Origin of the sequence: Micromonospora sp. MP36, from assembly GCF_008119785.1 — a bacterium.
Lineage (GTDB): Bacteria > Actinomycetota > Actinomycetes > Mycobacteriales > Micromonosporaceae > Micromonospora.
Genome location: NZ_VSFA01000211.1, coordinates 1 through 4,684 on the forward strand (window position 1 = coordinate 1; position 4,684 = coordinate 4,684).

At 69.0% G+C, this 4,684-nt stretch carries 5 protein-coding genes and 2 pseudogenes; 4 read left to right on the plus strand and 3 right to left on the minus strand.

Annotated features, from left to right (window positions below; translation table 11 throughout):
• The first annotated feature begins 143 nt into the window (after positions 1-143).
• The gene (locus FXF52_RS40390; RefSeq protein WP_255472908.1) at positions 144-914 is read left to right on the plus strand and encodes a suppressor of fused domain protein; all 771 of its coding nucleotides are present in this window, start codon (positions 144-146) and stop codon (positions 912-914) included.
• Positions 915-986: 72 nt separating this feature from the next.
• Here the strand turns inward: FXF52_RS40390 and FXF52_RS40395 are convergent.
• From FXF52_RS40395 to FXF52_RS40405, 3 genes and pseudogenes are all read right to left on the minus strand, one after another.
• Positions 987-1,208, minus strand: a pseudogene (locus FXF52_RS40395) (phospho-N-acetylmuramoyl-pentapeptide-transferase); the annotation flags it as partial.
• 27 nt (positions 1,209-1,235) lie between these two features.
• Complete coding sequence (locus FXF52_RS40400; protein WP_148804914.1) at positions 1,236-1,856, minus strand: DinB family protein; 621 nt, start codon at positions 1,854-1,856, stop codon at positions 1,236-1,238.
• Positions 1,857-2,072: 216 nt separating this feature from the next.
• The gene (locus tag FXF52_RS40405; RefSeq protein ID WP_148804915.1) at positions 2,073-2,375 is read right to left on the minus strand and encodes a hypothetical protein; all 303 of its coding nucleotides are present in this window, start codon (positions 2,373-2,375) and stop codon (positions 2,073-2,075) included.
• A gap of 408 nt (positions 2,376-2,783) precedes the next feature.
• Between FXF52_RS40405 and FXF52_RS40410 the strand changes: the two genes are divergently transcribed.
• The 3 genes and pseudogenes from FXF52_RS40410 to FXF52_RS40420 all read left to right on the plus strand — a co-directional run.
• Positions 2,784-3,347: a helix-turn-helix domain-containing protein gene (locus tag FXF52_RS40410; protein ID WP_148804916.1), complete on the plus strand. Its 564-nt coding sequence runs from the start codon at positions 2,784-2,786 to the stop codon at positions 3,345-3,347.
• A gap of 226 nt (positions 3,348-3,573) precedes the next feature.
• Positions 3,574-4,233, plus strand: coding sequence for a serine hydrolase (locus FXF52_RS40415; RefSeq protein WP_255472910.1), 660 nt, complete (start codon positions 3,574-3,576; stop codon positions 4,231-4,233).
• Positions 4,234-4,453: 220 nt separating this feature from the next.
• Positions 4,454-4,684: pseudogene (locus tag FXF52_RS40420) on the plus strand (VanZ family protein); the annotation flags it as partial.

Here is a 4,684-nt window from a genome sequence, read left to right on the forward strand (position 1 = left end):
CTCTCATCCAGCGCCCTCCGAACCGTGTCGCCCTGGACCGGGAGATGCCACTTTGTGGCGGTCCTACCGGGCTCCACGAAGGGACTCGCGGAACGACGCACGCATCTGCCGCAGACCGCCCGTCGAGCGCAGCCGGCTGACGGGTGGCGACGCGCGGACGTGCCGATGAGCGTGCCCCGGTCGCGCCCCCGTTGGACCCTTGCATAGGCTGCATCGCCATGGACGAGTCGCGCGGGTCAGGAGTCCTCCGTCATCAGTCGCTGCACGACGGGTTCGTACCGGCGCAAGGGCCGCAGCAGGCCTTCGCCGACGCTATCGACCGACACATCGAGGAACACTTCGGGCCCGTCGAGTTCGTCTACCACGAGATCGCCTCGCACCTGGTCGGTGTGCATGTCTATGTCGTGGCCCCGACCGAGGAACGCCCGTACCGGACGCTGATCACTTCTGGGATGAGTGAGCTGCCGATGACGGTCCCGGAGGGCCACGACATCAGCCCGTACGCCGAACTGATGCTCGGCCTGCCGGCAGATTGGCCGCTGACCGAGGTAGCCGGGCTCGGCGACGAAACCGGATGGCCGCTGCGGATCCTCAAGCAGGTAGCTCGGCTGCCGCACGGGTACGGAACCTGGATCGGCGAATGGCATTCCGTGCCGAACGGCGATCCCGCGCAGCCGTACGCTACGGACACCCCGTTCGCCGGAGTCGTCGTCACGCCGATGCTGCGGGTGCCGCCAGAGGCCCGGACGATCAACGTCGGCGGCGGCATCCGAATCGTGTTGCTCGCGCTGATCCCTCTGCACCCAGAGGAGATAGCGGTCAAGGTCGAACGCGGTACCGACGCACTCATCGAAGTCCTCGACCGTGGCCGCGTCACCGAGTTGCTGGGCCCGCGCCGGCCCTCGTACGCCTGACAGCTCGATCGGACGCGCAGACCAAGGTCACGTGCGCGCTTCTGCCGCCGTTCGCGTGCTGACGGGGAGGCGCGTGGTCAGGGCGAGGTGCCCGGCCACGTACGCGAAGACGGTCGCCGCGATGAAGACGACGCCGCCCATCGTGGGCGTGCCCTTCTTGCCCTGGTTGCTGGCGAGCCCGATGGATCGGATCGGCTGGCCGGCCTTGAGCGCGGTGAAGACGCGAATCGCCACCGGCGTGCCGAACAGGGAGATAATGAACGCGACCGCGGCCGCGACAATGACCGCCCTCACGGGCGAACCTCACGAGATCCGGACTTCTCACGGCGTCCCCACCGTGCCATGCGTGTCGGATAGGTCGGCATGATGCGAGCCGCCGGCCGCTTCCTGCGCAGCCCGCTCGATCTTCGCCCAGTACGCCTCCCGGGCCGCCGTGTCGATCTGCTCCTCGTACTCAGCCATCACCCCGGTCCGGCCATCGAGCTGCTCACGCAGGATGTCGGCGTGTCCGGCATGCCGGGCGGTCTCCTGAAGGACGTGGACCATGATGTTGAACAGCTTGACGTCCGGCCGCGACCACCACGGCACGTGGCCAGGCGCGTCGATGGGAAGCTCTCCGATCGTCGCGTCCGCATGCCCCCAGGCACGCTGATAGAAGTCGATGATCTGCTCGCGGGTCTCATCCGGGGTCACCCACAGGTCGCTGCCGTCCGCGTCCTGCCATCGCCCCAGCGGCTCCGGGTACGGGCGGCCGAAGACCTCACCGAAATACCAGGCCTCCAGGGTCGCCAAGTGCTTCACCAGGCCAAGGAGGTTGGTCCCCGTCGCTGTCAAGGGACGCCGGACGTCGTACTCGGACAGGCCCTCGAGCTTCCAGACCAGCGCCTGACGTGTCCGCCTGAGCTGGCCGTGCAGATGGCCCTTAGCGAAATCCTCGATCATGGGACACGAGCTTGCCATCCGACGGCAAGCGGAGCAGCCCTGGACCTCACAGCGCCGTGGTTCGTAACTCGCCGACACGAATCCGACGACGATCTTGCTGCGACTGACCGCGCAGGCCCTGCGGCTGGCCTTCCCCACGCTGGTACAGCACTGTCCCGCCTCGTCGCCCGCGCCGACGGCTGAACATCGACAGATAGCAGGCGGGGACGCAGACGCTCACCGGCGGCCCTGGCGGCCGTAGCGTCGACCGCGCCCTTCGGCGAGTGGGAGCATCAGGCGCACCGCACCATGCCGGCCCGCAGAAGGCCGCCGACCAGCGCGACCGCCTCCCGCTGCGGCAGCTGGATACGGCAAGGCCCGCGCCGACCAGGGCTGGTCGGCTCCGTGGGCCGGCCGGGCGGCGATCCACTCCCCGGGCGACGGATCCAGCGCCAGGGCGATGTCGGCCAGGTGCAGCCGGATCCGCCCGTCGGGCAGCCGGTCCAGGCCGCAGACCGCCTGCGGCTCGGCCGAGTTCATGGCAGAGCCGCAGGCACCCGTTTCGTGACCTTGCGGTGAAGTGCGGTGCGGCGGCTCCACCAGGGCGGCGGCCCGGTCCAGCAGTACGCTCAGCCGCCGCGAACCCGTGCGTCGTATCGCTCAGCATCTGATCTGCGGCGCCGATGCGTCCGCCGGCGGTCCCGGCTGACGTGGCTTGACCCCGGCGACGGATTGAGCGTCGATCAGGTCCGCCGGTGGCTGATCCGTCGGCGACAGCACGCAACATCACCCAACCGCCCGACACGGCCTGCTGACGAAGAGGCGCAAGGACGTTCGCCTACGAATCGCACCCCGCCGGACCGGAAGCGCCGGCGGTTTCAACCCAGAGATCGGCCCGGGGCGCCACGACAGGCGCCGCGGACCCTGACGGACGGAGATCTGCAAGCCATGAGTCGAGCCGTCAAGGCTGCCTTGCTCACCACGAAAGATCTTGGGAAGAACGAGCGAGCGGTGGCCATCGCCATCGCCGCCCACGCCAACCATGAGGGCAACGCTTGGCCGTCCGTGGCCACCCTCGCCGAGTACGTCGGCTGCTCCGAGCGCACAGTGCAACGATGCCTGGCCAAGCTCGTGCAACTGGGTCGTCTCGTCGTGTCGAAGGTCGCCGGCATCGCCACCCGCGTCTATCGATTGGTGCACCCGGATCGACGGGCCACCGCCGCAGCGGGGGTGACAGAACAGCCGGCGGGGGTGCCAAATTCGCCTGCCGGGGGTGACAGCCAGAGTGTCACCCGAAGTACTGAAGACCAATTGAAGGGTGACGCGCCCGTGGGCGCTGCGGGGTGGCGGCGGCTTCTGCCGACGAGTCGGCGGGCTCCGGTGCCAGCCGGGACCGACTGGCGGCGCGCGGCCACGCCAAACGCCGGCGGCCGGTGCCAGCGTCCTGGGCATATTGGTCAGCCCGCTGGCCGCTGCGTCCCCTGCCGTTCCGAGGCGATCGAGCGCAGGTGAACGGTTCGACGCCAGCGCGGCGTGGACCGCGGCATCGGAGCCCATGCCGCTGCCACGGCGACCTCACTGTCACGAGCCAAGGACATCGCCGAGCGGGTGACCATCCACCACATGCTCTCCGGCTTCTCCGGGATGAGCACCCCCGAAGAGGACATCCAACGTATCTTCCAGAGTCGGGACGAGGTCCACGAGTACTGGGAGCGGTGGGCCCGGCAGTCGAAAGCTGGTGGGCATCCCCGGCCTTCCCAACGCATTTCACGCCGGCGCCGAAACCGTCATCCCCGCCCTGATCGTGGAGGCCGTGACCGGCAAGACGTACTGGGACTACGTCGAGGAGAACATCTTCTGGCGCTGCGGCATGACCGGCTCGGCGTTTTACACCAGACCCCAGTGGCTTACCGACAAGCACATCGCGCACCCCTACATGACAATGGTCGACGGAAGCCAGGTCGACGCCGTCCGCAACCTGGACAAGGGCAGCCCATACCCGTACATCTTGGGTAGGAACCCGGGTCGCGCCTTCATCGACGAACCCGGAGACGGCGGCTTCGCCACCGCACCGGACCTGATCCGGTTCGCCCGCGCGCTGGGCGACGGCACGCTGCTGGACCGGCCCTGGTCCGACGTACTCACCGCAGCCAAGATCCCCCTGGGCCCGGCCTCGTTCGGCACGTACGGGCCTTCGGCCGAGATCGTCGGCGGCCAGTGGGCGATCCAGCGCGCCGGTGGCAACCCCGGTATCGGCGCCAACTGGAGCATCTACCCGGACACCGGCTGGGTCGGCGTCATCCTCAGCAACCGCGACGGCGTGCCGCTGGTGGAGATGATCGGGCGGGAGATGCAGGCCATCACCGGAGCCACGCCCGGCGACGGGGGTGGTGGCTGAAACGGTCCGGCGGCAGACACGACGAGAAAGAAGGCCGGCACCAAGCCGAGCAAGCGCTGGCCGCCCGGATCGTGGACCGGTAGCCCGTCGACGTCGACCGCCGGCTGCGGGCCTTGGTCGGGGCCGAGGTGCCGGTCGACGACGCCGGGCACTGCGTGTATCGCGGACGTATGGAAAAGGGCATACGCCGCCGCAACTCCCCTCCGGCTTTGATGGGGGCATGAAGCACAGTGCGTCCCTGTCAGCACCGCCCCGCCGCACGCGCAGGATCGTGCTCGTCAGCCTGGCGATCGTCGGTCTGGCGAGCGCGGCGTTCGTCGTGCGGCGGCCGCTGATGATGTCCGCTCCGAGGTGCCTTGCCGGGCGGTGGCACGGCTGCTTCGATACGTTCAACGGGGTGCTGCTCATGATGCTGGTCGCCCTGCCGTTGGCCGCTCTGCTGGTGTGGGCT